This window comes from Paenarthrobacter sp. NCHU4564, from assembly GCF_052156435.1.
Taxonomy (GTDB): Bacteria; Actinomycetota; Actinomycetes; order Actinomycetales; family Micrococcaceae; genus Arthrobacter.
This window is the reverse complement of sequence record NZ_JBQLIS010000002.1, coordinates 35,447-61,087: the sequence shown is the minus strand read 5'-3', so window position 1 is coordinate 61,087 and position 25,641 is coordinate 35,447. Positions and strand designations below refer to the sequence as shown.

At 65.2% G+C, this 25,641-nt stretch carries 20 protein-coding genes; 5 read left to right on the top strand and 15 right to left on the bottom strand.

The window, feature by feature from the left end; all coding sequences use genetic code 11:
• Nucleotides 1-112: 112 nt before the first annotated feature.
• Complete coding sequence (locus ACSVIE_RS02725; protein WP_442422943.1) at nucleotides 113-2,521, top strand: polysaccharide lyase 8 family protein; 2,409 nt, start codon at nucleotides 113-115, stop codon at nucleotides 2,519-2,521.
• 184 nt (nucleotides 2,522-2,705) lie between these two features.
• Here the strand turns inward: ACSVIE_RS02725 and gabT are convergent, their stop codons facing one another.
• The gene (gene gabT / locus ACSVIE_RS02720) at nucleotides 2,706-4,061 is read right to left on the bottom strand and encodes a 4-aminobutyrate--2-oxoglutarate transaminase (RefSeq protein ID WP_442422942.1); all 1,356 of its coding nucleotides are present in this window, start codon (nucleotides 4,059-4,061) and stop codon (nucleotides 2,706-2,708) included.
• Nucleotides 4,062-4,107: 46 nt separating this feature from the next.
• A complete protein-coding gene (locus tag ACSVIE_RS02715) occupies nucleotides 4,108-5,538 on the bottom strand; it encodes an aminobutyraldehyde dehydrogenase (protein ID WP_426003761.1) in 1,431 nt (476 codons plus the stop codon).
• Between the two features lie 144 nt (nucleotides 5,539-5,682).
• On the opposite strand from ACSVIE_RS02715, the gene ACSVIE_RS02710 reads away from it, so the two are divergent.
• The 3 genes from ACSVIE_RS02710 to ACSVIE_RS02700 all read left to right on the top strand — a co-directional run bounded on the left by ACSVIE_RS02710 (nucleotide 5,683) and on the right by ACSVIE_RS02700 (nucleotide 9,173).
• Nucleotides 5,683-7,125 carry a PucR family transcriptional regulator gene (locus ACSVIE_RS02710; protein WP_426003762.1) on the top strand — a complete coding sequence of 481 codons (1,443 nt, stop codon included), beginning with the start codon at nucleotides 5,683-5,685 and terminating at the stop codon, nucleotides 7,123-7,125.
• A 96-nt stretch (nucleotides 7,126-7,221) separates the two neighbouring features.
• Nucleotides 7,222-8,490, top strand: a complete 1,269-nt coding sequence (locus tag ACSVIE_RS02705; RefSeq protein ID WP_442422941.1) for an MFS transporter — start codon at nucleotides 7,222-7,224, stop codon at nucleotides 8,488-8,490.
• Complete coding sequence (locus tag ACSVIE_RS02700) at nucleotides 8,487-9,173, top strand: FadR/GntR family transcriptional regulator (RefSeq protein ID WP_442422940.1); 687 nt, start codon at nucleotides 8,487-8,489, stop codon at nucleotides 9,171-9,173. The genes ACSVIE_RS02705 and ACSVIE_RS02700 overlap by 4 nt, the downstream gene beginning before the upstream one ends.
• Nucleotides 9,174-9,177: 4 nt before the next feature.
• On the opposite strand, the gene ACSVIE_RS02695 is transcribed toward ACSVIE_RS02700, so the two are convergent.
• From ACSVIE_RS02695 to ACSVIE_RS02675, 5 genes are all read right to left on the bottom strand, one after another.
• Nucleotides 9,178-10,554, bottom strand: coding sequence for an MBL fold metallo-hydrolase (locus ACSVIE_RS02695; protein ID WP_442422939.1), 1,377 nt, complete (start codon nucleotides 10,552-10,554; stop codon nucleotides 9,178-9,180).
• Between the two features lie 62 nt (nucleotides 10,555-10,616).
• Nucleotides 10,617-12,083 carry an FAD-dependent oxidoreductase gene (locus ACSVIE_RS02690; protein ID WP_426003766.1) on the bottom strand — a complete coding sequence of 489 codons (1,467 nt, stop codon included), beginning with the start codon at nucleotides 12,081-12,083 and terminating at the stop codon, nucleotides 10,617-10,619.
• Nucleotides 12,084-12,184: 101 nt separating this feature from the next.
• The gene (gene cobA, locus ACSVIE_RS02685) at nucleotides 12,185-13,462 is read right to left on the bottom strand and encodes a uroporphyrinogen-III C-methyltransferase (protein WP_442422938.1); all 1,278 of its coding nucleotides are present in this window, start codon (nucleotides 13,460-13,462) and stop codon (nucleotides 12,185-12,187) included.
• A gap of 103 nt (nucleotides 13,463-13,565) precedes the next feature.
• Nucleotides 13,566-14,477, bottom strand: coding sequence for a glutaminase (locus ACSVIE_RS02680; RefSeq protein ID WP_442422937.1), 912 nt, complete (start codon nucleotides 14,475-14,477; stop codon nucleotides 13,566-13,568).
• A 136-nt stretch (nucleotides 14,478-14,613) separates the two neighbouring features.
• Nucleotides 14,614-15,657 carry an LLM class flavin-dependent oxidoreductase gene (locus tag ACSVIE_RS02675; RefSeq protein ID WP_442423068.1) on the bottom strand — a complete coding sequence of 348 codons (1,044 nt, stop codon included), beginning with the start codon at nucleotides 15,655-15,657 and terminating at the stop codon, nucleotides 14,614-14,616.
• Nucleotides 15,658-15,776: 119 nt separating this feature from the next.
• Between ACSVIE_RS02675 and ACSVIE_RS02670 the strand changes: the two genes are divergently transcribed.
• A complete protein-coding gene (locus ACSVIE_RS02670; RefSeq protein WP_442422936.1) occupies nucleotides 15,777-16,175 on the top strand; it encodes a dihydrofolate reductase family protein in 399 nt (132 codons plus the stop codon).
• A 456-nt stretch (nucleotides 16,176-16,631) separates the two neighbouring features.
• On the opposite strand, the gene ACSVIE_RS02665 is transcribed toward ACSVIE_RS02670, so the two are convergent.
• From ACSVIE_RS02665 to ACSVIE_RS02630, 8 genes are all read right to left on the bottom strand, one after another.
• Nucleotides 16,632-17,570: an ABC transporter permease gene (locus ACSVIE_RS02665; protein ID WP_426003770.1), complete on the bottom strand. Its 939-nt coding sequence runs from the start codon at nucleotides 17,568-17,570 to the stop codon at nucleotides 16,632-16,634.
• Nucleotides 17,560-18,291 carry an ABC transporter ATP-binding protein gene (locus ACSVIE_RS02660; RefSeq protein WP_426003771.1) on the bottom strand — a complete coding sequence of 244 codons (732 nt, stop codon included), beginning with the start codon at nucleotides 18,289-18,291 and terminating at the stop codon, nucleotides 17,560-17,562. Before ACSVIE_RS02660 ends, ACSVIE_RS02665 begins: the two co-directional genes overlap by 11 nt.
• Nucleotides 18,292-18,377: 86 nt before the next feature.
• On the bottom strand, nucleotides 18,378-19,529 hold the full coding sequence (locus tag ACSVIE_RS02655) for an aliphatic sulfonate ABC transporter substrate-binding protein (RefSeq protein WP_426003772.1): 1,152 nt from the start codon (nucleotides 19,527-19,529) through the stop codon (nucleotides 18,378-18,380).
• 152 nt (nucleotides 19,530-19,681) lie between these two features.
• Complete coding sequence (gene mmuM / locus ACSVIE_RS02650) at nucleotides 19,682-20,635, bottom strand: homocysteine S-methyltransferase (protein WP_442422935.1); 954 nt, start codon at nucleotides 20,633-20,635, stop codon at nucleotides 19,682-19,684.
• Between the two features lie 100 nt (nucleotides 20,636-20,735).
• A complete protein-coding gene (locus tag ACSVIE_RS02645; RefSeq protein WP_426003773.1) occupies nucleotides 20,736-22,157 on the bottom strand; it encodes a sulfate adenylyltransferase subunit 1 in 1,422 nt (473 codons plus the stop codon).
• On the bottom strand, nucleotides 22,158-23,165 hold the full coding sequence (cysD, locus tag ACSVIE_RS02640; protein ID WP_442422934.1) for a sulfate adenylyltransferase subunit CysD: 1,008 nt from the start codon (nucleotides 23,163-23,165) through the stop codon (nucleotides 22,158-22,160).
• Nucleotides 23,162-23,875 (bottom strand): phosphoadenylyl-sulfate reductase, encoded by a 714-nt coding sequence (locus ACSVIE_RS02635; RefSeq protein ID WP_442422933.1) that lies wholly within the window; start codon nucleotides 23,873-23,875, stop codon nucleotides 23,162-23,164. Before ACSVIE_RS02635 ends, cysD begins: the two co-directional genes overlap by 4 nt.
• The gene (locus ACSVIE_RS02630; protein ID WP_442422932.1) at nucleotides 23,872-25,614 is read right to left on the bottom strand and encodes a nitrite/sulfite reductase; all 1,743 of its coding nucleotides are present in this window, start codon (nucleotides 25,612-25,614) and stop codon (nucleotides 23,872-23,874) included. Before ACSVIE_RS02630 ends, ACSVIE_RS02635 begins: the two co-directional genes overlap by 4 nt.
• Nucleotides 25,615-25,641: the final 27 nt, after the last annotated feature.

The window sequence follows — 25,641 nt, the reverse complement described above, 5'->3', positions numbered from 1 at the left end:
CCCACGTAGCTCGCAGTAGTGGTTGTTCCCAGGGCCGGGAACAACCGCTTCTGCCAGTCAGTTACGCCGACCCTCTCGAAACGGAGCAGTTGTGAACTCAACAGGACACCCCATGAGCCGCAGGACCCTCTTCCGTACCGTGGGCGCAGCAGCACTCGCCGGAGCCTTGCTTTCCCAGGCAGGCCCCGCCCCGGCCGCGCCCGCCGGGCTCACCGAACTCGTCGATCGCCGCCGTTTGGTCCTCACGGGCAGCCGAAGCGCAGAGGGCGTCCCGGAGCTGGCCGGACAACTGGCGGGCATGGGGCAAACCGCTGAAAAATGGTGGAGCTCCATGGACAAGGCGCCAGTCCGGACGTCCCTCTGGAATGACATTCCCCTGACCGGAATCGGCCAATCCGCCACTGCTACGGGCAATCTGGGCCTCCACTTCAACCGGCTCTATGACATGGCTTTGGGATACGCGGTTCCGGGGAGCCCCTACGCGGGCAACTCCGAGCTGGCGGCAGACATCGTGACCGGACTGCAATTGCTCAGCGACACCGCGTACAACTCCACGATCCGGGCCGCAGGCAACTGGTGGTTCTGGGAAATCGGAGTGCCGCGCAAAACGGTGGACATCCTGACCCTCCTTCATGCAGAGGTCCCTGAAAACCTGAGGACATCCCTGCTGGCCGCCGTCCGCTGGTTTGCCCCCGATCCCAATTGGCGGGGGCGCGCCACAACGCTGGCCGAGACCGGAGCCAACCGGGTGGACAAGTCCCTGGCTTGCTGCATGCGGGGCATCCTGGACAACAAGCCCGAGGAAATCGCCCTGGGCCGGGATGCCCTGAGTGACACGATGCGCGGAGGGAAGAACAGCGTCTTCACGTACGTCAGCAAGGGGGACGGCTTTTACACGGACGGCTCCTTCGTCCAGCACAGCTACCTTCCCTATGCCGGAACGTACGGGGTGGTGGCGTTGGCCGGCATCGCGGAGATCATCGCCATGCTGGGCGGCAGCACCTGGGCTGTGAACGACCCCAAGCAAACCGTGCTCCTTGATGCCGTGGAAAACACTTTCGCCCCCTTCGTTTGGGACGGACGAATCATGGACACCATCCGCGGCCGGGCTGTTTCGAGGCAAAGGGAACCGGACTACGTCAGCGGCTTCGGTTTGATCTCCGCAGTCCTTCTCCTGGCACCAGGGTGCGAAGAGCCCTACAGGTCCCGGTTCCTTTCCCTGGCCAAGGGTTGGCTGGAACGGTGCGCCGACCAGAAACTGGTGGGCCACCCGACGCAAAGCCTGGCGAAGTCCCTGTTGTCCCTCGCGGTGCTGTCCGATGCTGCCGTCACGGCAACCCCTGCCCCGGTCTACAGCCGCATGTTTGCCGACCAGGACCGGTTGGTGCATCATCGACCGCAATGGGGCTGCACGGTCAACCTGTCTTCCAACCGCATCGGCCGGTATGAGTGGGGCAACAGCGAGAACAACCTGGGCTGGTACCAGGGCGACGGCATGACCTTCATCTACACCCGGCAGGACCCTGCCCAGTTCAGCGCCGGATTCTGGCCGACAGTGGATCCTTATGCACTCCCCGGAACCACGGTCAACGACCAGCAGCGCACCAGTGGCGCCGGAAGTGCCGGTACCGGAATCCCGCGCGCCTACCAGGCCTTCGCCGGTGGGCTGACAGTCAACGGCCGGTGGGGCGTGGTGGGCATGGACCATCTCAACCACAACAAGTCGCTGTCCGGCCGGAAGTCGTGGTTCTTCCTTGACGACGCCCTGGTGTGCCTCGGTGCAGGAATTACGGGAACAGGCGGGGCGTCGGTCCGGACGACGCTGGAGAACCGGTCTTTCGAGGCCGGAAACGTTCCGGTGCTGCGAACCGATGCACGGAACCGCACCCTCCTCCCGGGTGATCCGGCCGTCCGGATCACCCGCTCGCTCCACATTGAGGGACACGGCGGGTACGTGCTCCTGGACGCTCCGGGCGTGACCGGCACTGCCGAACTGGCCGTCATCCGCAGGACGGGTAGCTGGTACGACATCAACTCCGGGGCGGACACCGGCGGAAGCAAGGATGCCGTCACGCGGGACTACGTCACGTTCACCCACCGGCACGGAAAGGATCCCGCCGGATCGGGCTATGCCTACATGGCGTTGCCTGCCGCGTCCCACGAGGCCACGTTCTACCAATCCGCCCATCCGGACGTGAAGGTCCTCGCCAACTCGGCGGACATCCAGATGATCGGGCTGGACAAGGAAGGGCTGGTCATGGCCAACTTCTACGCAGCGGGCAGCGCGGAGGGCTACACGGTTTCGGGACCCTGCACGCTTGCGGCGCACCGTGTAAACGGAACGCTGACCGTTTCCGTCGCGGATCCGTCCCGTACGCAGGCCAGTGTCCGGGTCACCGTGCCCGGCAGTTGGAGCAAACTGGTCAGCGCGGATGAGGGGACAATCCTCAGTGGTCCCAGCACGATTGAGGTCCAGCTCGACGGACACGGCCACCAAAAGAACCTGACGCTGGGCACCTAGGCAAGCGCCGGCGTCGGGCGTTCACTGGAACCGAAGCCCCCGCCCGAGGCCGAGTTCGCGGGAGGGGTGCGAGATCGCAGGCAAAGCTCCCACGAAATGGCCGGGTTCCCGCGAACTCGGCGACTAACGCAAAAGAGGCGGGCCGGGGGAATTGAACCCCCGTCCCGCCTCGTGCGCTGAAAGCTTACGCGTTCGCCTTGATGGCCTTCGCGAGAACCTCGAGGCCATCCAGCAGCAGTTCGTCGCTGATCACCAGCGGCGGGAGCAGGCGGATGACGTTGCCGTAGGTACCGCAGGTCAGGATGATGACGCCTTCCTGGAGGCAAGCGGCAGCAACGGCCTTGGTGAGCTCTGCGTTCGGCTCCTTGGAACCGGCCTGGACCAGTTCGATGGCGAGCATGGCGCCACGGCCACGGACGTCGCCAACAACCGAAACTTCAGCTGCCAGTTCGCGGAGCTTGCCCAGGGCCAGTTCCTCGATGTGGCGTGCGCGGCCGTTGAGGTCGTGCTGCTCCATGGTGTCGATCGCGGCAAGCGCTGCTGCACAGGCCACCGGGTTTCCACCGTAGGTGCCGCCGAGGCCACCCGGGTGGACGGCGTCGAGCAGGTCGGCGCGGCCGGTGATCGCGGAGAGCGGCATACCGCCGGCGATGCCCTTGGCCATGGTGATGATGTCCGGGACAACACCTTCGTGGTCCACGGCGAACCACTCACCGGTGCGGCAGAAGCCGGACTGGACCTCGTCGGCGATGAACACGATGCCCTTTTCCTTGGCCCATGCGGACAGTGCCGGAAGGAAGCCTTCGGCCGGGACAATGAAGCCACCTTCACCCTGGATGGGTTCGATGATGATCGCGGCTACCTGGTCGCCGCCGATCTGCTTCTCGATCATGGTGATGGCACGCTTGGCAGCCTCGGCACCGGTGATTTCCGGGTTCTCTTCGCGGAACGGGTAGCTCATGGGCATGCGGTAGACCTCGGGCGCGAACGGGCCGAAGTTGGTCTTGTACGGCATGGCCTTGGCGGTCAGTGCCATAGTCAGGTTGGTGCGGCCGTGGTAGGCGTGGTCGAAAGCTACGACGGCGTCGCGGCCGGTGGCCAGGCGGGCAACCTTGACGGCGTTTTCCACGGCTTCGGCGCCGGAGTTGAACAGCACCGTGCGCTTGGCGTGGTCGCCCGGGGTGAGGCGGTTGAGCTGCTCGGCCACGGCGACGTAGCCCTCGTACGGGGTCACCATGAAGCAGGTGTGGGTGAAGTGCGCGGCGGCTTCCTGGACGGCGGCGACGACGGCCGGATCCGATGCGCCGACGCTGGTCACTGCGATTCCGGAGCCGAGGTCGATGAAGGAGTTGCCGTCGACGTCACGGATGATGCCGCCGTCGGCGTCTTCGACGTAGACAGGGACGCCGGAGGCGACACCGGCAGCAACGACGGAGGAGCGGCGCTCAGCCAGTGCCTGCGACTTGGGGCCGGGGAAAGCGCCGTTGATGTTGCGCTTCTGCTCGATGCGGTACGAGAGCTCGTTCGCGGTGGTGGTCATGAGGGGGTTGCCTTTCTAAAAACGGGGAAATTCTTACGCGACAGCGCTATGCATCCAGTGCGGACATCACGTGCTTGATGCGCGTGTAGTCCTCGACGCCGTACATGGAGAGGTCCTTGCCGTAGCCGGACTGCTTGAAGCCACCGTGGGGCATCTCTGCGGTCAGCAGGATGTGGGTGTTGATCCAGACGGCGCCGAAGTCCAGGTCGCGGCTCATGCGCATGGCCGTACCGTGGTCCGTGGTCCAGACGCTGGACGCCAGGGCGTACTCGACGTCGTTGGCCAGCTCGAGCGCTTCGGCCTCGGTGCTGAACTTCTGGACGGTGATGACGGGTCCGAACGTTTCCTTCTGGACGACGTCGTCGCTCTGCTTGGCGCCGGTGATGATGGTGGGCTCGAAGAAGAAACCCTTCTCGCCCGCACGGTGACCACCAGTGACGATCTTGCAGTTCGCCGGCAGGCTCTCCACCACGGAGGTCACTGCGTTGAAGTGGTTGACGTTGTTCAGCGGGCCGAAGTAGTTGTCTTCGTCATTCTGCGAACCGGTCTGCAGGGTCTTGGTGTGCTCCACCATTGCGGCCACAACGTCATCGTGCACAGAGTCCTCGATAAGCACGCGGGTGATCGCGGTGCAGTCCTGGCCTGCGTTGAAGAAAGCGAACTCGGCGATGGCCGCGGCGCTCTTCTTGATATCGGCGTCCTTGAACACGATCGCGGGAGCCTTGCCACCGAGTTCCAGGTGGGCACGCTTGAGGCCCTTGGCTGCGCCGCTGGCAACGGCGATGCCTGCGCGGACGGAACCGGTGATGGACACCAGGCCGGGAACCTTGTGTTCGACCATGAGCGATCCGGTCTCGCCGGTACCCAGGACCACGTTGAGGACACCGGCCGGGAAGATCTCGCCTGCCAGGCGTGCCAGTACCAGGGTGGATTCAGGGGTGGTGTCCGAGGGCTTGAGCACCACGGTGTTGCCGGCAGCCAGGGCGGGGCCGATCTTCCAGATGGCCATGAGGAACGGGTAGTTCCACGGAGCGACCTGGGCCACGACGCCGATCGGTTCGCGGCGCACGTAGGAGGTGTGGCCCTCGAAGTACTCGCCGGCGGACTTGCCTTCGAGCAGACGAGCGGCTCCTGCGAAGAAGCGGAGCTGGTCGGCGCCGGCGGCAACTTCCTCGGAGGCGATCAGGGAACGGACCTGGCCGGTGTTGCGGTGCTGGGCTTCAACGAGTTCGTCGCTGTTGGCTTCCACCGCATCGGCGAGCTTGAGCAGCATGAGCTGGCGCTGGCCCGGCGTGACGTGCTTCCAGGTCTTGAAAGCCTCGCTCGCGGCGGCCATGGCAGCATCGACGTCCGCCTGCACCGAAATGGGCGACTTGGCCACGATCTCCCCGTTGGTGGGATTCACCACATCCAGGAGACCCGTACCTGACGGCGTAACGAACTCGCCGTTGATGAAGTTCTGCAAGGTTTGAACCACGGTGTGCAACCCTCTTTCGGTGTCTGGGCATGGGTTTAGCTTTTCAGAGCCTATGCCAGCAACGTGACGCAAGGAATAGTCAGCTGCACACACAAGAACACTGCGCTTAGTGCGCTTGCCCAGTGGCAGGTTAAGCTTGGAAGCATGGCAATGTCCCTCGCTTCGCTCGTCGCTGTCCCCTCCCTGAAGCTCCGGAAAACCGGCCTCGCCGAGACCACCTGGAACCAGGACATCAGTTGGGTTGCGGTGACGGAACTGGAGGATCCGCAGCGGTTCCTCAGCGGCGGAGAGTTGGTCCTCACCACCGGCCTGCGCCTCAAGAGCGCCGCCGACCAGCGACGCTTTGTCCGGCAGGTCCAGCGCGCAGGCGCCGTCGGCATTGGTTTCGGTATCGGGCTCACGCACGAGTCGGTCCCGGATGCCCTGACCGCCGAGGCCAACCGCTGGGGACTGCCGCTGGTGGAAGTCCCGTACGAGATCCCGTTCATCGCCATCGGCAAGCTGGTGGCCGAATCCCATTCGGCGGATCACTACTCCAACCTCGAACGGCTCCTGGCCGGACACCAGATCCTGGCCCGCGCACTCCTCACCGGCGGCGGCCTGTCCGAGCTCCTCAAGCAACTGGGCAGCATGCTGCGTACCGACGTGGTGCTCACCCAGTTCAGCGCGCAGTTGTACAACAGCGTCCCCGGCAAACCGGCCCCGACGGCGGATGGCTGGGCTTCGTACCCGATCCCTACCGGCCGCAGGGACGCCTGCACACTGTGGTTGCGGCAGCCTTTCGTGGACTCCGGCATCGTCAGCTACGCACAGAACCTCATCAGCGTGGAGCTGAACAACATGGTCAAACAGCGGCAGGCCCAGCGCGCCATGGCCGGGCAGGTGCTGGACGACGTCATCCACGGAACCCTGGAGACCATTGAGGCGGCCCGGCGCCTGGCGGGCGTGGGCATCAACAGCACCCGCAAGAACGTGGTCCTCGTGGCGGAATCCACGGCGCACCACAAGCAGTTGGTCAGCATCTCCTTGCCGCAGTCGCTGGAGGCCGGCGTCAGCGCCGTCGTCGGGAAGGACCTGGTGGTGGCGGTCGCCGACGACGGCAGTTCCGCAACCGCCCTCGCAAAAAACCTCAGCGATCACCTGCAGGAGGCGGGCATCCACGCGGTCATCGGAATCGGCGGCGCCTATACCAAGCCCAACGGGCTCCGGTGGAGCTACTTCGAGGCCCGCGACGCCGTGGCGCATGGCTTGCCGGTGAACGAACCCGAGCGGCTCAGCCTGACCTCCCTGCTCCTGGCGAGCGAGGACGTGCCGCTGGCGGACATGGCCAGTGAATCCCTCACCCCGCTGCGGAAGTTCGACGCAGCCCATGGCGCCGAACTCGTCACCACCCTGGAAAGTTACCTGAACCACAACGGCTCCGTGGCTGCGGTGGCCGAGGCCTTGACCCTGCACCGCAACACCGTCCGCTACCGGCTGGCCCAGATCACCGAACTCACGGGGTACGACCCTTCGCAGACGCAGGACCGTGTGCAACTGTGGCTGGCTTTGGCGGTCCAGCGGCTGGGCTCCCGCAACCCGCGGTAAGCGCTCGACGGCGGGACTCACGTAAGTGCCTGCCCGGCCGGAGAGATTCGCCACAGAAGTGTAGACATTAGACGTCAAACGTCTAACCTTTAAACCATGGCCGCGACTTCAGTAGAACCCACCACAGGAAACATCCCCACGATCTCTCCAGCAGGAGCAGCAACCACCCGCGCCCCCAAAACGCGGACGGTCGCCGTCGTCGGTGTGGTGGCCGTGGTGCTCATCGGGCTGAACCTTCGCGCCGGGATCACCAGCGCCGCGGCACTGTTCCATGACCTGCAGCAGGTGCTGGGCTACGGCGCGCTCGTGGCCTCCATCCTGCCCTCGATTCCGCTGCTGTGCTTCGCCGTTGCCGGCCTTGCGACCTCCTGGCTGACGCGCCGGGTGGGCGTCGAGAAGGCGATCTTCATCGCCATGGCCCTGCTGGCGGGTGGTCTGCTGGTCCGTGCGGTTCCCGCCACCGGAGCCCTCCTGGCCGGCACCGTCCTGGCCATGTCCGGGCTTGCTGTGTGCAACGTGGCCATGCCGTCCTTCATCCGGGAGCACCATGCAGACCGGATGTCCATGATGACCGGCCTTTACACGTTCACCATGTCTGGCGGGGCCACCTTCGCCGCGGCCGTGAGCGTTCCGCTGGCGCAACAGTTGGGTTCGCCGTCCATGGGCCTGGCCGCGTGGGGGCTCCTGGGTGTTGCCGCGCTCCTGGGGTTCCTGCCCGTGGTCCTGCACACCCACCGCAACACTCCCAAGGGCCAGCGCCCCACCGTCTCCATGTGGCCGCTGCTCCGCACCCGCCTCGGCATCCTCATCACAGCGATCTTCACCTTCCAGGCGTTCCTGGCCTACGCCGTGATGAGCTGGTTCGCCTACATCCTCACCTCGCAGGGCCTGAGCGCCTCGGAAAGCGGCCTGCAGTTCGGCGTCATGCAGCTGGTCTCCGTTGCCGCAGGCATGGTCCTGCTCGCCGTCGGCTCCCGTCCCGGCATGCTGCGCCCGGCTTTGTATCTGGCGAGCAGCTCCACCCTGGCGGCCATCGGCACCATGCTGTGGCTCCCCACCTCGTTGGCTGTCATTCCCGCCGTCCTGTTTGGCTTCGGCCTGGGCATCTTCCCGCTGGTCCTGGTGATCATCAGCCGCAGCGGAAAGTCGACGGCGGAAACCACCGCACTCTCCACCATCGCCCAATCGCTGGGATACTTGATTGCGGCCATCGGCCCCTTTGGCATGGGGCTGCTCCACAGCGCCACCGGGGGCTGGGTGTTGCCGCTGAGCCTGCTGTCCATCGTGGCCGTGGCGCTCATGGTCACGTGCCACCTTCTCACCAGCAAGCGCACTGAATCCAAGACCCAACCGAGGACAGCATGACCCTGACCCCTTCGCACCGCCCGGCCCTCGCCGAGGAGATCACGGCCAAGCTGCGGGACATGATCAAGACCGGCGAGTGGCCGCTGCAGGAGCGCATTCCTGCAGAGCCTGAGCTCATGGCAACGCTGGGGGTTTCGCGGGGCACCCTCCGCGAGGCCATCAAGGCGTTGGCGCACTCAGGGATGCTGGAAGTGCGCCGCGGCGACGGCACGTACGTGCGGGCCAACAGCGAGATCTCCGGAGCAGCCCAGCGCATGTACCAGGAGCACACCCAGGAACACATTGTGGAGGTCCGCCTCGGGCTCGATACCCAAGCTGCCCGGCTGGCCACCAAGCACGCCACGGTTGAGGACATCGCCGAGATGCGCCGCCTGCTGTCCCTCCGGCACGATGCCTGGCTCGCCGAGGACTACCCCACCTGGGCCTCCGCCGATTGGGAGTTCCACGAACGGGTTGCGCTGGCATCCGGCAATCCCCTGCTGCACCAGCTCTACGTGTCCTTTGGCGGGGTGTTCCACAACGACCTCCTCCGCCAGCAGCGCACGGACGGCTTCAACGGAATCCCCCGCGAGGGCCATGACGAGCTGGTGGATGCCCTCGAAGCCCACGACCCCGAGGCCGCCGTCTCCAGCGTCTACCGGAACCTGGACTTCTGCGCCGACAAGACCCCCGTCAAGTTCTGACGTCCTAGGGCACCAGCCGGATCCCCGCGCCGGCCGCGTCCTTGAACCGGGCGTTGATGAGCACCACGTCCCGGCCAGCCCTGTCCAGCAAACTCGCTGCCACGCTCGCCCGGTACCCCGTGGCGCAGTGCACCCACACCCTGGCTTCCGGCAGTTCGGTCATCCGGGCAAGGAGTTCATACACGGGTACATTCACGGCATCCTGCACATGCGAGGCTGCGAACTCCTCGGGACGCCGGACATCCAGGACCACATCATCCTGAGCGCGCTCCTTCAGCAGCAGGCTCCAGTCACCGTGGGGGTAGCCGGACCGCGGTGTGCCCGGCGCCAGGACTGCCAAGGCAGCTCCGCCGGAAGGTCCGACGGCGGCATCCGGACTGTCGATGCCGATCCTCGCCAGGTCGCGGATCGCCTTCCCCACGTCCTCGTGTGAGCCCAGGAGCGTGAGCGGCTGGTCCCACGGGATCACCCAGCCGAGGTAGCTGGTGAAGTTCGAGCCGTTGCCGTACTCGAAAGCTACACTGCCTTCCAGGTGATCCTCCGCGAACGCCACCCGGTGCCGCAGGTCAACCACCCACTCTCCGGCCAAGAGCCGGCGTCGCAGCTCCCCGGGTTCAACGGAGTCCGGAATGCCCAGGTCCGCCGGTGCCGGACCGGCTGCATTGAGCGGGCTCATGTGCGCGTAGTAGGCGGGATAGGCCGTGATGTTCGACAGGAGTTCGGCCACGAAGTGCTCTTCACTCGGATCGGTGAGGGCGTGGTTGTGTGCTGCCTGCTCGGCCAACGTAGACGAATCCTGGTGGCTCGCCGGGCCAATGGAGCAGAAGGATCCAAAACCGTGGGTGGGATAGAGCGCGGCCTCCGGGTGCGCCGAGTCCGCCAGTCGACGGACAGAAGAATACTGCGCGTGGGCCAACGCCGCGGTCTGCCCGGGTGACACCAGGTCCGTCCGCCCCACCGAGCCGTAGAGCAAGCTGCCGCCGGAAAACACAGCTTCCGTGCCGCCGTCGTCCGTTACCTCACGCACCACATACGCGAGGTGGGTGTGGGTGTGGCCTGGCGTGGCGACCACCCGCACGGACAGTTTGCCCACGGAGAAGACATCCCCGTCCGCCACGGCGGTCCGTGCAAAGGAGACGGGATCTGCCCCGTTCACCAGATAGGCGGCGCCGTGTTTCTCCGCAAGGATCAAGCCCCCGGTGACGTAGTCGTTGTGCAGGTGGGTTTCGGCCACGTGCGTGATGCGGACGCCCGCAGCAAGAGCCGCTGATTCCACCCGGTCAATGTCCCGCTGCGGATCGATCACCAGCGCCACTGAACCGTCATGGACCAGGTAGCTGCGGTCCCCCAGCTGGGGTGTCTCGATCACCACGACGTCCATACCCCAGATTAAAACAACGCGGGGCCACCAGCAGTGGCCCCGCGTTGATGAAAAATGAAGAACTAGACCTGCGCGGCTACACCGTCGCGGGAGATGTTGACCATGTCCTCGCGCGGAACCACCTTGATGCGCTCACGGGTGACCTCAACACCGTGCGAGCCGCCGGCCTCGGTTGCCGCTGCGCCAAGGGCGAGTTCGTGGGCGTCCAGCGCCAGCCAGCCTTCCCAGCTGGTGAACTGCACGCCGCGGCTGTCGAGGAGTTCCACCACTGCATCAGCCGAAGGAACCTCGGCGAACGGCAGGTTTTCGCGGTCCTCAAGCAGGTAGGTGACGGTCTCCAGGGCGTCGCCCTTGGTGTGGCCGATGAGGCCAACCGGACCACGCTTGATCCAACCCGTTGCGTAGAGGCCGGGAACGTGCTGGCCGTCGGCGTCCAGGACGCGGCCGCCGTCGTTGGTCACAACGCCCTTCTTGTGGTCGAACTCGACGTCCGGCAGGGCAGAACCGAAGTAGCCGATGGCGCGGTACACGGCCTGGACGGGGTAGTCGATGAACTCGCCGGTGCCGCGGGCGTTGCCCGTGCCGTCCAGTTCGGTGCGCTCGAACTTGATGCCGGCAACCTTGCCCGGGGTCTCCGGAGAATCGACGATCTCCACCGGGCTGTGCAGGAAGTGCAGGTGCAGGCGGCGGGAAGCCTTGAGCTCGGAGAGGTCCTCCGGCTGCTCGGCAATCCAGTTGGTGAGTGTGCCGACCATGGTCTTGGTCTGGTTGTTGGTCTGGACCTGGCGGTCGGACTCTTCGTCGAACTCGAAGTCCTCGGCGTAGAGGATGATGTCCACGTCCTTGGAGTGCGAGAGTTCGCGCAGTTCCAGCGGCGTGAACTTCACCTGTGCAGGGCCGCGGCGGCCGAACACGTGAACGTCGGTGACCGGGGAGTTCTTCAGGCCGGCGTAGACGTTGTCCGGGATTTCGGTGACCAGGAGGTCATCAGCGTGCTTGGACAGGACGCGGGCGACGTCCAGCGCCACGTTGCCGTTGCCAAGCACGGCGATTTCCTTGGCGTCCAGCGGCCATTCGCGCGGAACGTCCGGGTGTCCGTCGTACCAGGAGACGAAGTCGGCGCCGCCGAAGGAGCCCTCCAGCTCGATGCCGGGGATGTTCAGGTCGGCATCCTTGATGGCGCCGGTGGCGAAGATCACGGCGTCGTAGTGCTTGCGGAGGTCCTCGATGGACAGGTCCGTGCCGTAGTCCACGTTGCCGAAGAAACGGATGTCGCCGCGGTCCAGGACCTTGTGGAGGGCGTTCACGATGCCCTTGATGCGGGGGTGGTCCGGAGCGACGCCGTAACGGATCAGGCCGTAAGGTGCCGGGTAGCGGTCGAACAGGTCGATGCTGACGTTGAGTTCGCCGCTCTTGACGGCTTCGCTCTTGGTCAGGATGTCGGCTGCGTACACGCCGGCCGGGCCGGAGCCGATGACGGCGACGCGAAGCGGACGGTCCGCAGAACCTACGGTGGTGCTAGTTGACACGGCTGTGTTCCTTCTTCTTTTCGGGCCTCCCAACTGAGTCGCAGTTGTGCGCGTTTTGAGGGCTCAAAACGTGCTCTGCTGCTACTTAGTTGGGCCGGGGGCTAGTTGGTGCGGACGCGGGGACGGTTGGGGGTAATGGTGCTGTAGTCAGCGGTCTTGAAGTGCTGGGGTGCAAAGGGGCTGACGCGGACAACATCGCCGATCACAATGACTGCTGGGTTGGCCACGCCGACGGCTTCCGCCTGGTCCGCGATGGTCTCCAACGTGCCGATCGTGACGCGCTGCTCCGGCAAATACCCGTTTTCTACGATACCTACTGGAGTGTCCAAAGGCAGACCCGAGGCGGCCAGGGCAGCCGCAGACTCGCGCAATTGGGCCACTCCCATGAGCAACACCACAGTGTGGTCGGGGCGTGCGGGGACTTCCGAAAGCTCTTCGTGGCCGGTCACCACGCTGAAACCCTTGGCCAGCCCACGGTGTGTTACGGGGATGCCGGCGGCGGCAGGAACGGAGATCGCGGAGGTCACGCCGGACACCACTTCAACCTCGACGCCGTTCTGCCGGCAGAATTCTGCTTCCTCGCCACCGCGCCCCAGGACATAGGGGTCGCCGCCTTTGAGGCGGACCACACGGTTGCCCTTCAGGGCTTCCTCGACAAGGATGCGGTTGATCTCCAATTGCGGAACCGGGTGATGGCCAGGTGTCTTGCCGACCTCGATGACGCGCACGTCAGGGGCCAGCTCCTGGAGCAAACCGCGCGGTCCAAGACGGTCAGCAACTACGACGTCGGCCTGGCCCAGCAGGCGGCGGCCGCGCACAGTGATCAGGCCGGTATCCCCCGGCCCACCGCCAACGAGTGCCACGGATCCGATGCTTCCATGACCGGCGGCCGATGCCTTGCGGTGGCGGCGAAGGGGAAGATCGCCGGATTCGAGCGCCGTAGCCACGGCGTCACGCAGAGCCATGGCGCGGCGCGGGTCTCCCCCGGCATTGATGGCGATCTTGACATCGTCCACCTCGGCCACCGCGGGGGTCCAGGCAGCCGATGCTTCATGGTCGGAGGCATTGACGCACCAGATGCGCTGCGCTTCGGCGTCGGCCGCCACCTGGGTGTCCACGGCGGCAGCGCCGGTTGCCGTCTGGACGAACCAGACGCCGTCGAGGTCTTCCGCCCGGTATTCGCGGGGCTCCCAAGCGAGCAGGCCCAAATCGACCAAAGCGCGAAGTTTGTCAGAGGCAACGGGAGCGACCACCGTAACTTTCGCGCCGGCGTCGAGCAGCCCTTTGGCGCGGCGTGCCGCGACGGGGCCGCCGCCCACCACCAGCACCGGGCGGCCAAGAAGCCGCAGCGCGGTGGGGTAAATGTCCTGTATTGCCATGAAAAAACTGTAGGGCGGGGCCGTAATATGCTTCAAAGGCCCGGACACACCCGGTAATGCTGGGTAATGCAGCGTCACAAACAGTTTCAAATCCGCAGGCTTGCTAAAAGACCGACCAGCCAGTCCTGGTGGTGAACTCATCCAAGGCAGCCACACCCGCCACCGAGTTGCCGGAACGCCCCAAACCGGGGCTCCAGACGCTGATGGCGCATTTGCCGGGAACGACGGCAACAATTCCGCCTCCGACGCCGCTCTTCCCGGGGAGGCCCACCCTGTAAGCGAACTCACCCGCGGCATCGTACGTACCGCACGTCAGCATGACCGCGTTGATCCGCTTTGTCTGGGCGGGCGAGAGCACCAACTCCCCCTCGGCTCCCAGCCCATTGGATGCGAGGAACCGGGCGGCCAGGGCAAGGTCCTGGCACGTCATGGCCAAGGCGCACTGCTGCGCGTAGGACTCCAGGACCTCATCCACGGGATTCTCCAGGTTGCCGCAGCTGGCCAGGAAGTGCGCCAGCGAGGCATTGCGGTGCCCGCTCTCCAGTTCCGAGGTGGCCACCCGATGGTCCGTGTCCACTTGGTCGTTTCCGGACTCGCGCCTCATCAGCTCCCGTACGGCTCCGGCAGCATCGCCGGTCAGGCTCAACAACCTGTCCGTTACGACGATCGCCCCGGCGTTGATGAAGGGGTTCCGGGGTATCCCGTCTTCGCTTTCCAGCTGGACGAGCGAATTGAACGGGTTGCCCGAAGGTTCGCGGAACACCCGCTTCCAGATTCCGTCGCCATCGCTGGAGAGCACCAACGCCAAGGCGAAGACCTTGGAGATGCTCTGGATGGAGAACTCCACGTGCGCATCACCGGCTGAGAACACCTCACCGTCCTTGGTGACCAGGGATATCCCGAACTGGTGGGGGTCAACAGCACCGAGCTGTGGAATGTAACCGGCCACTTGTCCTTGGCCTATCTGGGGTTGAACAGCTCCTGTTATATCTTCGAGCAGGTTTTGGATATCCATGGGTCGGCCTCTGTCTCAGCCGGGTCACCCTTCGTCTTTGAAGGGAGGCCGGGCACGTGTTTCAGTGTCTTTGGTGCATGCGCACAGCCAAAAACACTACTCGATGCCCGGCGCCCGTCCCCGGAAACCCGCCGACCTAGCCCGCCCGGGCAGCCTCCCAACCGAAGGCAGGCGCGACGTGCTTTGCCACGTTCCCCAGCAGCTTCGCGTTGTACTCGACGCCGAGCTGGTTCGGAACCGTGAGCAGCACGGTATCTGCGGACTGGACCGCAGCATCGCGCGAGAGTTCCTCGGCGAGTTGCTCGGGCGAGCCGATGTAGCTCTTCCCGAAACGCGACAGGGCGCCGTCGAGGATCCCTACCTGGTCTTGGCTGTCGGCTTGGGCGCGAAGGCCAAAGTAGTGGTTGTCCTCGGCGTCGACGATCGGGATGATGCTGCGGCTCACCGAAACCCGGGGCTCGAAGTCGTGCCCAGCGGCAGCCCAGGCGTCGCGGAACATCTGGATCTGCTCGGCTTGGAGCTGGTCGAAGGGTACGCCGGTGTCTTCGGTCAGCAGGGTGGAGCTCATGAGGTTCATGCCCTGCTCAGCTGCCCACACAGCCGTCTTGCGGGTTCCGGCGCCCCACCAGATCCGATTGGGCAGGTCTTTCGAGAGAGGTTGGATCGGGAGAAGCCCGGTGGCCCCTCCGGCGTAATGCGGATCGGCCTGGGCTACCCCGTGGCCCGCGATCGCCTTGCGGAACAGGGCAGTATGACGGCGGGCCATGTCACCGCCGTCCTCGCCCTCCGCCGGAACATAGCCAAAGTTGGCGGCACCGTTCAGGGCGGGCTCGGGTGAACCACGGCTCACACCGAGCTGCAGCCTTCCATCGCTGATCAGGTCAGTGGCTGCTGCTTCCTCGGCCATATAGAGGGGGTTCTCGTACCGCATGTCGATCACGCCGGTACCCATTTCAATGCGGCTGGTTCTGGCCGCAATGGCGCTCAGCAGGGGAAAGGGCGAGGCCTGCTGACGGGCAAAGTGGTGCACGCGGAAAAAGGCACCATCAATACCAAGTTCCTCGGCCGCGACAGCGAGTTCGATCCCCTGCTTGAGGGCCTCACCGGCCGTGGGAACCAGTGAACCGGGAACGCGGGCCCAGTGGCCGAAGGACAGGAAGCCGATCCGTTTCTTGTGCATGCCCGTCACAACGCAGATCCGCCGCCGGTCATTCCGCCCGGGCCCCTTCTATGGTGCGGACCACATCCAGGGTCCGTATGTGCCAGTGGGTCGGCATTGGTCGGGGCTAGAATCAGCCAATGGGGCTCCTGACCTTCAGCATCAATGTCACCTTGGACGGCTGTGTCGACCACCGGGAGGGCATCGCGGATGACGAAACGCATGCCTACTACACCCGGCTCTTGGAGGAGAACGGGGCCATGCTCTGGGGCCGAACCACGTACGAAAATGATGGAGGCCTATTGGCCCGCGGTCGCACGGGGCGAGGTGGAAGCGCCGCCTGCGCTCGCAAACTCGCCACGGAGCTCGACCGCTTGGACTTGATCGACGAGTACAAGTTCCTGGTCCACCCTGTGATCACCGGCCACGGCCCGACCCTCTTCCAGGGCGGGCTCCCCAGCACCCGCCGCCTCGAACTGATCTCGACGTCACCCCTCAGCAACGGAGTTGTTTCCGTGCACTACCGTCGGGCTGCTTAGGGTTTACGCACGACGGCGGCTGAACGCATCCCGCGGTGGGTTCGCCGCTGGAGCCGCAACCCTTTCCGCCATCCGCACCCGTAGTTTAGGGTGCGCCAGGCGGAAAGACTGCGCAGCTCACGAAGAAGAGGTGCATTCGGTGCAAAAGGGCGCGCGCCCTCCCGGCGGGACGTGAGAGAGCGTCCTTGGGAAAGGGGTGTTCGGTGAGAGAGCGTCCTTGAAAAAGGGGGGTCCGGTGAGAGAGCGTCCTCGGGAAAGGGGTGTTCGGTGAGAGAGCGTCCGTGGGAAAGGGGCGTTCGGTGAGAGAGCGTCCGTGGGAAAGGGGCGTTCGGTGAGAGAGGGTCCTCGGGAAAGGGGTGTTCGGTGAGAGAGCGTCCGTGCGCGAAAGCCCGACGGCGGGTGGTCACCGTCGGGCTTTTGCGTTGCGTCGGGCTTTTGCGTTGCGTCAGATCCGGGCTAGCGGCTGCTGCCCGCCAACAGGCCGCGGCGCTGCAGGAGCCGCTTCTCGATAGGGCCGAACACCAGGAGCTCAATCAGAATGCCCACGAACAGGATCAGCAGGATCGCGGACATCACGATTGTCATGTCGGACAACAGACGGCCTTGGTCCAGCAACGATCCCAGCCCGAAACCAATGGTGCCACCAACGGCGATGATTTCAGCAGCCATGAGGGAGCGCCAGGAGAATGCCCACCCTTGCTTCAAACCACCGATATACCCGGGCAGAGCTGCGGGCAGGACGATCTGCAGGGCCATTTGGAGCCGGTTCGCGCCAAGCACCGTACCAACGCTGCGGTACTGCGGCGGTATCTGGTCCACGCCGGAGATCAGGCCGTTGATGATGGACGGAATAGCACCCATGAACACCACAAAGTAGACGGTGGCGTCAGTGAGGCCGAACCAGATGATGGCAGCCGGAACCCAGGCCACCGACGGCAGGACCTGCAAGCCGGAAATGAGCGGGCCAAAGGCGCGGCGCAGCGGAGCGACCTGGGCCAGGATCAGCCCGATCGGCGTGGCAATCACAACGGAAATAAGGAAGCCAACCACGCCACGCTGCAACGAGGTCCACACTGCCTCCTGGAGCTTGCCCTCGCCCCACAGCGTGAGGAACTGCTTGAAGACATCAACAGGCCCGGGGACGAGGTCACGCCGTTTGAGCTCCAGCGAGACATAGAACTGCCAGGCGAGGATGAGGACAACCAATGCCAGCACGGGCAACAGCACGCGCTTCCACTCGATACCGCCCTTGCGGCCAGTGTCCAGCTGGAGGTTGTCCAGGCCGGCTTCCAGGTCCCGGAGCTCGGAAGCGTTGCCTTTCAGCGACGGTGAGGTGATGTGGTGGGAATCAGTCACGGGGAGGGTCCGCTCTTCAGTGGTCTGGTTACTTGGCATGGCGGCGGATCTCCTCGCGAAGTCGTCGGGTAATGACGCCGGTGAGCTCCCCTGCACGGCCGGCGTCGGTGCGGTGTTCCTCGGTAACGTTCCATTCGGCCACTACCCGGCCGGGACGCGAGGACAACAGCAGCACACGCTGGCCCAAACGCACCGCCTCACGCACGTTGTGCGTCACGAAGATGATGGTGCGGCCGGTTTCCTTCCAGATGCGCTCAAGTTCATCGTGCAGAAGGTCGCGGGTGATGGCGTCGAGCGCAGCGAACGGCTCGTCCATGAGCAACACCTGCCGGTCCTGGGCCAAAGACCGCGCGAGTGCCACGCGCTGCCGCATGCCGCCGGACAGCTCATGCGGACGCTTGTCCCCCGCCCCGCCCAGGTGCACCAGCTCAAGGAGTTCGGTGGCGCGGGCCCGGCGGCTTGCCTTGGTGCCGGACTTGTCAGCCAGCTGCAGGGCCAGTTCGATGTTGCCGCGGGCGGTCAACCACGGGAACAGGGACGCATCCTGGAACATGAAGGCCGCGCCGTCGCTGGGCACCTCCAAAGCGCCCGACGTCGGATGCTCCAGTCCCGCGATGATGTTCAGCAGGGTGGACTTGCCGCAGCCGGACGCACCAAGGAGGGCGACAAACTCGCCTTGTGCGATGGTGGCGTTGACGTCGTCCAGCACCGGGGCGCCGTCGCCGAAGCGCTTCCCCAGGTTCTCGAGTACGACTGGCATGGTCCCGTCCTTCGTGTTGATTGGTCTTGCTGTTGATACGCCCAAAGCCGGCCCGCTCCGGTGATGAAGCGGGCCGGCCGGTGGTGTTAGTCCTGGCCGAGTCCTGCAGCCGAGGTCTTCTTGCCTTCAACCTCGTTCAGGGCGCGGAGGTCGAAGATGCCGTTGATGTCAGCTTCCTTGGTGGTGCCGGCCTTGACGCCGTCTTCCAGGAGCTTCTTGTACGTTCCGGCCAGCGGGTCGGTGGTGAATTTGATGTTCTGCAGTGCACGCTCGATCACGTTGGCGGGAAGCGGCTTGCCGGCGGTGTCCTTGAGGACGGCGTTGATGGTGCTCGCCTTGTCCGCGGGTGAGGCGTTGTTCAGCCAGTTGACCGACTCCACGTGGCCCTTGAGGAGCGCCTGGACGGTCTCGGGGTGTTCTGCGGCGAACTTCTTGTTCACGATCAGGATGGTGGTGGTGAATTCACCGTTCTCCCACAGGTCCTTCTCGTCAACCAGGACCTTGGCGCCTGCTTCGAGGACCAAACGGGAGGCCCACGGCTCAGGCAACCACGCGCCGTCGAGCTTTCCGTCTGTGAAGAGCTTCAGGGACTGCGCGTTTTCGGTGGGGTTGATGTTCACATCACCGCTGCCGTCCACGTTGGTCTTGTAGCCCTGGTCGCCGAGCCACGCCCGGAGTGCGACGTCCTGCGTGCCACCGAGCTGCGGGGAGCTGAGGACCTTGCCCTTGAGGTCCGCCGCGGAGTTGATCTCCGGCTTGACCACCAACTGCGCGCCGCCTGCTGCTGCACCGGCGATGATGCTGATGGACTCGCCGTTGCTCTTGACGAAGGAGTTGATGGCCGGGTTCGGGCCGATGTAGGTGGCGTCGATCGCACCGGCGTTGAGGGCCTCGATCGCGGCGGGGCCGGCGTTGAAGATCTGCGTGCTGAGCTTGGTGCTGCCAAGTTCCTTGGCGATGATGCCCTGGCTGGTGCCAACCAGCGCGGGGCCGTGCGTGACGTTGCTGAAGTAGCCGAGCTTGAGTTCGGCCGCGGGCGACGTGGTGGGTGCCGGGGCGGCCTGGTTGTTGCTGTTGGAAACCACCGAAGCTACTGCTGCGCCGGCACCGATCAGCAGGACAAGGCCGACTGCCACGGCGATTTCCACCGTGCGGCGGCGCTTGGGCTTGGTCGACTCACCAGCAACGATGCGGGTGGTTCCTGACTCGGGTTTTTGTGACTCGGAGTTGTTTGCCATGGGGGGTCCTTATGGAAGTGGGATGCGAGCTGGGGCGAAGATCAGGCCCCGCAACATCGCCCTGGTTGGGCAAGGAAGGACCATTCCGGAGAGGTCATGAGTTCACAGTAGGGACTGTCATATTTCGGCTTCAATCCCGCAGAAACCAAGGTTCATGAAGGGTCACTTGGCGTCACATTCCCCGCGAGGCCTTCAATGTCCCGAGGGGTCGTCCGGCAGCAGCCACCCACCAGCCGTGCCCCCAAGGCGAGCCAGTCGGCAACATTTCCGGCCAGCGTGCCCGAGTCCGCAACCCCGCCGGCAGGCCCCCAGGTCTTGGTCACGGCGTCGTAGGTCTCCCCCGAATTCGGGTAGGCAACCAGCGGAACATCGCCCGCGGCCTGGAGTTCACCAAGGGCGGGCGACACCAGTTCCAGCGGCACACAATTAACCCCGACGGCGGTCACGCGCGGTTCCACGCGAAGCAGCGCAGCCACGTCCGCAAGGGGCGTTCCGTCACTGATGTGGCTGCCGTCCCGAAGCGTGAACGTGAACCAGGATTCGACGTCGAACTCCGCCACGAGCTCTACCAGCGCGGCCGCTTCGGCGTAGGAAGGCAGCGTCTCGCAGGCCAGGAAATCGGCTCCGGCGTCCACCAGTGCGGCAATACGCGGGCGGTGGAAGTCCCGGAATTCCGCGGCAGAAAGCGTGTAATCGCCGCGGTATTCGGAACCGTCAGCCAGATACGCGCCGTAGGGACCCACGGACCCGGCGATCAACAGGGGCCCGGAATCCGGGGTGGCCGCCGCGTGTTCCTTCCGTGCATCGTCGGCCAGCCGGACGCTGCGCGCGACCAGCTCAAGCGACTCCTCCAGGGACAACCCGCGCCGGGCAAAGCCCTGCGGAGTGGCCTGGTAGCTGGCGGTGATCGCCACGGATGCACCGGCGTCGTAATAGTCCCTGTGGACCTGCTTGATCAGGTGCGGTTGCTCCATAAGGACCTTGGCGGACCACAAGGGATCTTCAAGGTCGCAGCCATGGGCTTCGAGTTCCGTGGCCAGGGCACCATCCAGCACCAGGGTGTGGCCGGCGTGCAGGAGCGTACTGAGGGAGTTATTCCGGGGCATGGTGTCCGTTCTGCAGAAAGACCGCAGCCTGTTCGACATTCCCGCCGTGCAGCGTGGGGATGATCGAACAAGCTGCGGTCTTTTGTGTCTGTCTGTGACCTCAGATGACGTAACGTTCGTCTTCGTGGTCGCCCGGGTGGTCCTTGACCAGACCGGCAGCAAGGGTATTGCCGTCGATCGGGTCGATCACCAGGAAAGCGCCGGTGCGGCGGTGGTGCAGGTAGTTCTCCAACGGCAACGGTGCGGCCAGGCGCAACTGGGCGTGCCCGATGTCGTTGAGCTCCAGTGTGGACGACGGCTCCACCTTGAACGTGGCGAGATCCAGCTTGCCGTTGACGTTGCGGACCAGCGCCTGGACGGTACGCGTGCCGTGCTTCACCAGGACCTTCTGGCCTTCGCGGAGCGGCTTGGGTGACAGCCAGCACAAGGAGGCATAGAGGTCGGCGGAGCTTTCCCGGACCGTGCCGGCCGCTGCGATGGTGTCACCGCGGGCGATGTCGATCTCGTCAGCCAGGCGGATGGCCACGGACTGCGGAGCTGCGGCCTCTTCCAGGGAGCGTCCGGCGAAGTCGATGCCCACCACCGTGGTGATGCGCGGTTCGTGGCCCGGGCTGAGGACGGTGACCTCGTCACCGAGCTTCACTGACCCTTCGGTGACCTGGCCGGCATAGGCGCGGTAGTCACGGTATGCCTCCACGTCCAGGCCGCCGGCAACGGCATCCGGAGCCAGCGCGCCCTGTGGTCGGATGACCAGCTGCACGGGGAACCGGAAACTCTCCAGCCCGGCTTCCAGCTCGTCTGCCGCCGGGAGGGTCTCCAGGACCTCCAGCAGTGCCGGGCCCGTGTACCAGGGGGTGCGCTCGGAGCGGTCCACCACGTTGTCGCCGTCAAGCGCCGAAACCGGCACCACCAGCAGATCGGAAACACCATCGGAACCCAGGCCAAGCTCCTGCGCCACCTTGCGGACGTCCGCCTCGATGTCGCGGAACACCTGCTCGCTGAAGTCCACCAGGTCGATCTTGTTCACGGCCACAATCACGTGGGCCACGCGCAGCAACTGCAGCACGGACAGGTGGCGGCGCGTCTGCTCCAGCACACCCTTTCGGGCATCAATGAGCACGACGACGGCATCCGCAGTGGACGCGCCGGTCACCGTGTTCTTGGTGTACTGAACGTGGCCGGGGCAGTCCGCCAGGATGAAGCTGCGGCGGTCCGTGGCGAAGTAGCGGTAGGCCACGTCGATGGTGATGCCCTGTTCGCGCTCGGCCCGCAGGCCGTCCGTGAGGAGGGCCAGGTCGATGCCGCCCTTGTCGCCGCCGAAGCCGCGGTCCGCGGAGGTCCGGGCAACAGCGTCGAGCTGGTCGGCGAGGATCGCCTTGGAGTCGTGAAGGAGGCGGCCCACCAAAGTGGACTTGCCGTCGTCGACCGATCCGGCAGTAGCGAAACGGAACAGCGTGGATGGCAGCGGAGCGGAGTCCAGGCCGTCAGTGCCGGCGATGAGGGATGCGGTGTCGGTGCTCATTTAGAAGTAGCCGTCCTTCTTGCGGTCTTCCATGGCTGCCTCGGAGATGCGGTCATCTGCGCGGGTGGCGCCACGTTCGGTCAGGGTGGAGGCAGCGACTTCAACAACGACGTCGGCCACGGTGAACGCGTCGGATTCGACGGCCCCGGTGCAGGACATGTCGCCCACTGTGCGGTAGCGGACCGTCTTGGTGATGACGTCCTCATGCGGGAGCGGCTGGGAGACCTCGCCCACTGCGCGCCACATGCCGTCGCGGGCGAAGACCTCGCGCTCGTGGGCGTAGTACAGGCTGGGCAGCTCGATGTTCTCGCGCTCGATGTAGCGCCAGATGTCCAGCTCGGTCCAGTTGCTGATGGGGAAGGCACGGACGTGCTGGCCCACGGTGTGGCGGCCGTTGTACAGGTTCCACAATTCGGGGCGCTGGTTGCGCGGATCCCACTGGCCGAACTCGTCGCGCAGGCTCAGGATGCGTTCCTTGGCCCGGGCCTTGTCTTCGTCCCGGCGGCCGCCGCCGAACACGGCGTCGAACTTGTTCTTCTGGATCGCATCCAGCAGCGGTACGGTCTGCAGCGGGTTGCGGGTTCCATCGGCACGCTCGGCGAGTTCGCCGCGGTCAATGAATTCCTGCACCGAGCCGACAACCAGCTTCAGGCCAAGGCGCTCGACCGTGCGGTCACGGAAGTCCAGGACCTCGGGAAAGTTGTGGCCCGTGTCCACGTGCAACACCGGGAACGGAACCTTGCCCGGCCAGAAAGCCTTGGTTGCCAGGTGCAGCATCACCACAGAGTCCTTGCCGCCGGAGAACAGCAGCGCAGGCTTCTCGAACTCGGCGACCACTTCGCGGATGATGTGGATGGCTTCGGACTCGAGGGTGTCCAAGCTGCTGAGACGCTCGACCGAGGATCCGCCGTGCCCGCTTCGCGATGCCCGCCACGCCGCGGCGGATTCCTCGGTCTCGCTCTGCAACTGGTTCAACTCAAGGTCCTCGCTGGTTGTAGAAGTGCTCATGTGTGTAACCCGCATTCTGTCTTGTCGGATCCTGCCCAGCGACCGGCCCGAGGGTCTTCGCCCGGGGCCACTTTGCGAGTGCAGGGCTGGCAACCGATGGAGGGGTAGCCCTGGCTCAGGAGGGGGTTGACGGGAAGGATGTTGTCCTCGGAGTACTCCACCAACTGGTCAAAGGACCAGTCCACCATGGGGTTCACCTTGACCAGGCCGAAGCTCTCATCCCAGGTGACCACGGGAGTATTGGTCCGGGTGGGGCCCTCGTCGCGGCGGACACCGGTGAACCACACCTCGTAGCCGGCAAGGGAGCGGCGGAGGGGGGCCACTTTGCGCAGGGCGCAGCACTGGCCGGGGTCGCGGGCAAACAGGTCCTTGCCCAGCAGGCTGTCCTGCTGCTCCACCGTGTGTTCCGGAAGGACGTCCACCACGTTGACCCGCAGGTTGGCCGCGACCTCATCGCGGGTCTGGTAGGTCTCCTTGAAGTGGTACCCGGTTTCCAGGAACAAGACGTCGACGCCGGGAATCTGGTCCGCGACCAGGGCCGGCAGGACGGCGTCGGCCATGGAGCAGGCCACGGTGATGGCGGGCAGCTCGAAGTTGCGGGCAACCCAGGCGATCACGTCGGTGGCGGAGGCGTTCCAGCCGAGCTCGGCGGCGCCGGCCTCTGCCAGTGCCTTGAGCTCTTCGTTGGACCGCTTGAGGGCTAGTGTCACTGGAGGTCTCCTTCATCTGCGGAGTGTGCCCACTCGGCAAAGGTCTGGCCCTCGGCGCCAACTTCGACGAACTTGCGGACCACACGTTCCACGTAGTCAGGCAGGTCTTCGACCGTGACCTTGAGGCCGCGGACGGTACGTCCCAAACCGGCTTCCTCGCGCTCGTTGTTGGCCAGCCCGCCACCAAGGTGGACCTGGAAACCCGGGGTGGGGTCGCCGTCGGGCGTTGGCAGCATCATGCCCTTCAGGCCGATGTCAGCGGTCTGGATGCGGGCGCAGGAGTTCGGGCAGCCGTTGATGTGCAGGGACAGTGCCTGCGGCAGCTGCTTGGTTTCCACGAGATCGGCCAGGCGGCGTTCCAGCTCGGCGATGGCCGTGGCGGCGGTGACCTTGGTTTCGACGATCGCGAGCTTGCAGAACTCGATGCCCGTGCAGGCGATGGTTCCGCGGCGGAACACGGACGGGCGGGCGGACAGGCCCAGCGTGTCCAGTTCGGCGATCAGCGGTTCAACCTGCTCCTTGGCAACGTCCAGGATGACGAGCTTCTGGTGGGGAGTGGTGCGCAGGCGGTACGTGCCGTGCTGCTCCAGGGTGTCCGCAAGCTTCACCAGGGCCTCGCCCGAGGTACGGCCGACCGTGGGGGCAACACCGATGAAGAACTTGCCGTCCTTCTGCTCGTGCACGCCGATGTGGTCGCCGGGAGCGTTGGGCTTGGGGGCAGCAGGACCGTCCGGAAGCTTGAACCCGAGGTATTCGTCTTCCAGGATCTGGCGGAACTTGGCCGGACCCCAGTCGTTCATGAGGAACTTCAGGCGGGCCTTGGTACGCATGCGGCGGTAGCCGTAGTCACGGAAGATGCTGGTGACGCCCAGCCACACTTCGGCAGCGACGTCGGCGGAGACGAACACGCCGAGGCGCTCGGCAAGGCGCGGGTTGGTGGAAAGGCCGCCGCCGACCCAGAGGTCGTAACCGGCGCCGAGTTCGGGGTGGACCACGCCTACCAGGGCGAAGTCGTTGATCTCGTGGACGACGTCCTGTGAGGGGTGGCCCGTGATCGCCGTCTTGTACTTGCGCGGCAGGTTGGCCAGTTCCGGGTCGCCGATGAAGCGTTCGGAAAGTTCGTGGATCAACGGCGTGGGATCGATGATCTCGTCCTTGGCGATTCCTGCCACCGGCGAACCGAGGATGACGCGGGGTACGTCACCGCAGGCCTCTGTGGTGGACAGGTCCACAGCCTCCAGGCGGCGCCAGATTTCCGGGACGTCTTCCACGCGGATCCAGTGGAGCTGGATGTTCTGGCGGTCCGTGAGGTCAGCCGAACCGCGGGCGAAATCCACGGAGATCTGGCCGATCACGCGAAGCTGCTCGGTGGTCAGCGCACCGCCGTCGATGCGCACGCGCAGCATGAAGTACTTGTCTTCGAGCTCGTGCGGTTCCAACGTCGCCGTCTTGCCGCCGTCGATCCCGGGCTTGCGCTGCGTGTAGAGGCCCCACCAACGGAAACGGCCGTGCAGGTCCGTTCCGTCGATCGAGTCGAAACCTTCTTTTGAGTAGACAGACTCAATACGCTCACGGACGTTCAGCCCGTTGTCTTCCTGTTTCCAGGTTTCGTTGGCGTTGAGGGGTGTGGTGCCGTCAACCTTCCACTGACCGTGGGGCTTGGCGGCCGGGCGGGTGCGTGCGGGACGCTTGGAGACTTCGGTGTCCGCGGGCGCACCGGCTACAGCTGTATCTGTCATACATCGAGGGTAGGTGGGGCCAGATTT

What these genes read in the sequence shown, in the direction of transcription:
- cobA (WP_442422938.1), bottom strand. Translation starts at nt 13,462, where the DNA reads ATGGCAATACAGGACATTTACCCCACCGCGCTGCGGCTTCTTGGCCGC.
- ACSVIE_RS02660 (WP_426003771.1), bottom strand. Translation starts at nt 18,291, where the DNA reads ATGCCAGTCGTACTCGAGAACCTGGGGAAGCGCTTCGGCGACGGCGCC.
- ACSVIE_RS02710 (WP_426003762.1), top strand. Translation starts at nt 5,683, where the DNA reads ATGGCAATGTCCCTCGCTTCGCTCGTCGCTGTCCCCTCCCTGAAGCTC.
- cysD (WP_442422934.1), bottom strand. Translation starts at nt 23,165, where the DNA reads ATGAGCACTTCTACAACCAGCGAGGACCTTGAGTTGAACCAGTTGCAG.
- ACSVIE_RS02700 (WP_442422940.1), top strand. Translation starts at nt 8,487, where the DNA reads ATGACCCTGACCCCTTCGCACCGCCCGGCCCTCGCCGAGGAGATCACG.
- ACSVIE_RS02665 (WP_426003770.1), bottom strand. Translation starts at nt 17,570, where the DNA reads ATGCCAAGTAACCAGACCACTGAAGAGCGGACCCTCCCCGTGACTGAT.
- ACSVIE_RS02675 (WP_442423068.1), bottom strand. Translation starts at nt 15,657, where the DNA reads ATGCACAAGAAACGGATCGGCTTCCTGTCCTTCGGCCACTGGGCCCGC.
- mmuM (WP_442422935.1), bottom strand. Translation starts at nt 20,635, where the DNA reads ATGCCCCGGAATAACTCCCTCAGTACGCTCCTGCACGCCGGCCACACC.
- gabT (WP_442422942.1), bottom strand. Translation starts at nt 4,061, where the DNA reads ATGACCACCACCGCGAACGAGCTCTCGTACCGCATCGAGCAGAAGCGC.
- ACSVIE_RS02655 (WP_426003772.1), bottom strand. Translation starts at nt 19,529, where the DNA reads ATGGCAAACAACTCCGAGTCACAAAAACCCGAGTCAGGAACCACCCGC.
- ACSVIE_RS02630 (WP_442422932.1), bottom strand. Translation starts at nt 25,614, where the DNA reads ATGACAGATACAGCTGTAGCCGGTGCGCCCGCGGACACCGAAGTCTCC.
- ACSVIE_RS02645 (WP_426003773.1), bottom strand. Translation starts at nt 22,157, where the DNA reads ATGAGCACCGACACCGCATCCCTCATCGCCGGCACTGACGGCCTGGAC.
- ACSVIE_RS02695 (WP_442422939.1), bottom strand. Translation starts at nt 10,554, where the DNA reads ATGGACGTCGTGGTGATCGAGACACCCCAGCTGGGGGACCGCAGCTAC.
- ACSVIE_RS02670 (WP_442422936.1), top strand. Translation starts at nt 15,777, where the DNA reads ATGGGGCTCCTGACCTTCAGCATCAATGTCACCTTGGACGGCTGTGTC.
- ACSVIE_RS02705 (WP_442422941.1), top strand. Translation starts at nt 7,222, where the DNA reads ATGGCCGCGACTTCAGTAGAACCCACCACAGGAAACATCCCCACGATC.
- ACSVIE_RS02680 (WP_442422937.1), bottom strand. Translation starts at nt 14,477, where the DNA reads ATGGATATCCAAAACCTGCTCGAAGATATAACAGGAGCTGTTCAACCC.
- ACSVIE_RS02725 (WP_442422943.1), top strand. Translation starts at nt 113, where the DNA reads ATGAGCCGCAGGACCCTCTTCCGTACCGTGGGCGCAGCAGCACTCGCC.